The organism is Nostoc sp. UIC 10890, from assembly GCF_054786515.1.
Window position 1 is genome coordinate 1 of record NZ_JBSGKF010000119.1, and the last position, 1906, is coordinate 1906.

3 protein-coding genes are annotated in these 1906 nt (G+C 47.0%); all 3 read left to right on the top strand.

Features of this window, described 5'->3' with window-relative positions; all coding sequences use genetic code 11:
* Nucleotides 1-566: CPBP family intramembrane glutamic endopeptidase (locus tag ACWATR_RS39675; protein ID WP_460345782.1), on the top strand; the 566-nt coding region annotated here is incomplete at its 5' end.
* Between the two features lie 128 nt (nucleotides 567-694).
* Nucleotides 695-982 carry a hypothetical protein gene (locus ACWATR_RS39680; RefSeq protein WP_096646670.1) on the top strand — a complete coding sequence of 96 codons (288 nt, stop codon included), beginning with the start codon at nucleotides 695-697 and terminating at the stop codon, nucleotides 980-982.
* 476 nt (nucleotides 983-1458) lie between these two features.
* The gene (locus ACWATR_RS39685; RefSeq protein ID WP_460345787.1) at nucleotides 1459-1860 is read left to right on the top strand and encodes a RidA family protein; all 402 of its coding nucleotides are present in this window, start codon (nucleotides 1459-1461) and stop codon (nucleotides 1858-1860) included.
* Nucleotides 1861-1906: the final 46 nt, after the last annotated feature.

Genomic DNA, 1906 nt, shown 5'->3' on the forward strand with positions numbered 1-1906 from the left:
TTGGATTAAGCTCCCATTTGATTGATCATTGGGTGTTTCACATCGCTAAGTCTTCATCTTTTGCCGTTGAGATGAAGTGGAGCTTGGGTGTAGGTGCAGCGACGGCGATCGTTCTCTTGTTGCTCGATCAGTTAATGCAACCTGTCCTACCTGAAGCGCTACGGGCAGCAAATAATACAGAGCCAAGTTGGTTGAATTTGCTCACAGCAATGTTCTATGGCGGCATCACTGAGGAAATTTTGATGCGCTGGGGTTTAATGTCGCTGCTTGTTTGGATCGCGTGGAAAGGGCTAAAACAAGGCGTTACGTTGCCAAGTCAAGGGATTTACCAGGGTGCGATCGTTCTAGCCGCGTTGGTATTTGGACTACTACACCTGCCAGCGACTGCCGCGATCGTTCCACTCACTTCAGTTGTGATTATTCGGGCGTTGTTACTGAATGGGATTGCTGGCATTGCTTTTGGCTGGCTCTTTTGGCAATATTCGCTAGAGGCTGCAATGTTAGCCCATATCAGCGTTCATGCCTTTTCCTTTGCTCTTAGTCTTTTGCTGGCAAGGTTGGCTTAAGTTTTGGAATAGATATCGTAGGGCTAGCACTGCCCACAAAGCTTTACCGTGAAAGGTTTTAAAAATGGTGGGCGATTCCCACTACTTGAATTGATGCTCAACTCTACAGTTTTAAGGTAGTAAATCAAATGATTCAGTGCAAAGATTTTGCGCCTCGGATTACTGAACGGGGACCCTTCGGCGGAGCTTCCGATTATGAATCCTTCTCTGAGGTTGTGAGTGAGGTCAATCAGTGGATTGAAAATACAACGATACAGGTGATCAATGTTGAAACCGTTGTTTTACCAGATAGCTTGAAAAGCACAAGTGATGGTGTCTACGGCGTGACAGTCAGTAATGGGGTCTACCCAGTGATGATCAGCCAGGGCGTTACAGTCAATTGCTTTCAATGTGTGCGTGTGTGGTACAGAGAATAAGCTTCACCGGAGAAGAAATAATGAAACGATTTACCTTGTTTACTTTCCTGTACCTCGCGCTCGGAGTTTGCCTGAGTGCGATCGCACTTGGAGACCCAAACCTGCCTTCGGGTCTTCAAAGAAGCTTGTTCATCAGTGCAGGAACCTCCTACATTTTTTGTCTCCTCAGCACCTTCCCATTTTGGCGCGAGAGGACGATCCGCTTCTATCGCAGACGGAATTCAGCGGTAATTCTACCCTGGTTGGTGATTGGAGTGAACATTGTTGGGATGATCTGGGAGGTTCAGAGTCAGAACTGGACGATGGAAGCCATTTTAGGAGCGTTTTCGCGGCTAATAGTTGTCTTACCGTTTGTAGAACTCATTGTGATTACATGGCAAGTGAATTCTGAACATTAGGGTCTAAATCGGATGATCCTGAAACAAACTCGTTTCAGCAACGCGAGATAGAGTCAAACGTACTACACAAGGAACACCATGAATAAGCCCAAGTTTTTTGTTACCCCTGGTTATGGGGAATATCTGTTGAATCAATTGCATTACTCGCAAGCGGTAAAAATTGACAATCGAGTGGAGATATCAGGGCAAGGCGGCTGGGATGACAATCTGCAAATTACCGAATCGCTTGCAGACGAGATTGCTCAGGCATTCCGGAACGTCGAGCGAACCTTGGCGACGGCTGGTGCGGTTTGGGAGCATGTGGTTCACGTTAATTCTTACCATGTTGGCGGGTTCCCCCCGGAGGTTAACGAAGTGATGTCCAAGCTATTTCGTCATTATATGCCCAACCACGCTCCAATCTGGACACAGGTAGGAGTCGCGGCGCTTGGACTACCCACGATGCGGATTGAAATTCGCGTGACTGCAATTGTTCCGTGAGTTTTGCAAGCGTTAATAAAACAATTTATGCTGCTCGAAAACTGGT

What these genes read in the sequence shown, in the direction of transcription:
- ACWATR_RS39680 (WP_096646670.1), top strand. Translation starts at nt 695, where the DNA reads ATGATTCAGTGCAAAGATTTTGCGCCTCGGATTACTGAACGGGGACCC.
- ACWATR_RS39685 (WP_460345787.1), top strand. Translation starts at nt 1,459, where the DNA reads ATGAATAAGCCCAAGTTTTTTGTTACCCCTGGTTATGGGGAATATCTG.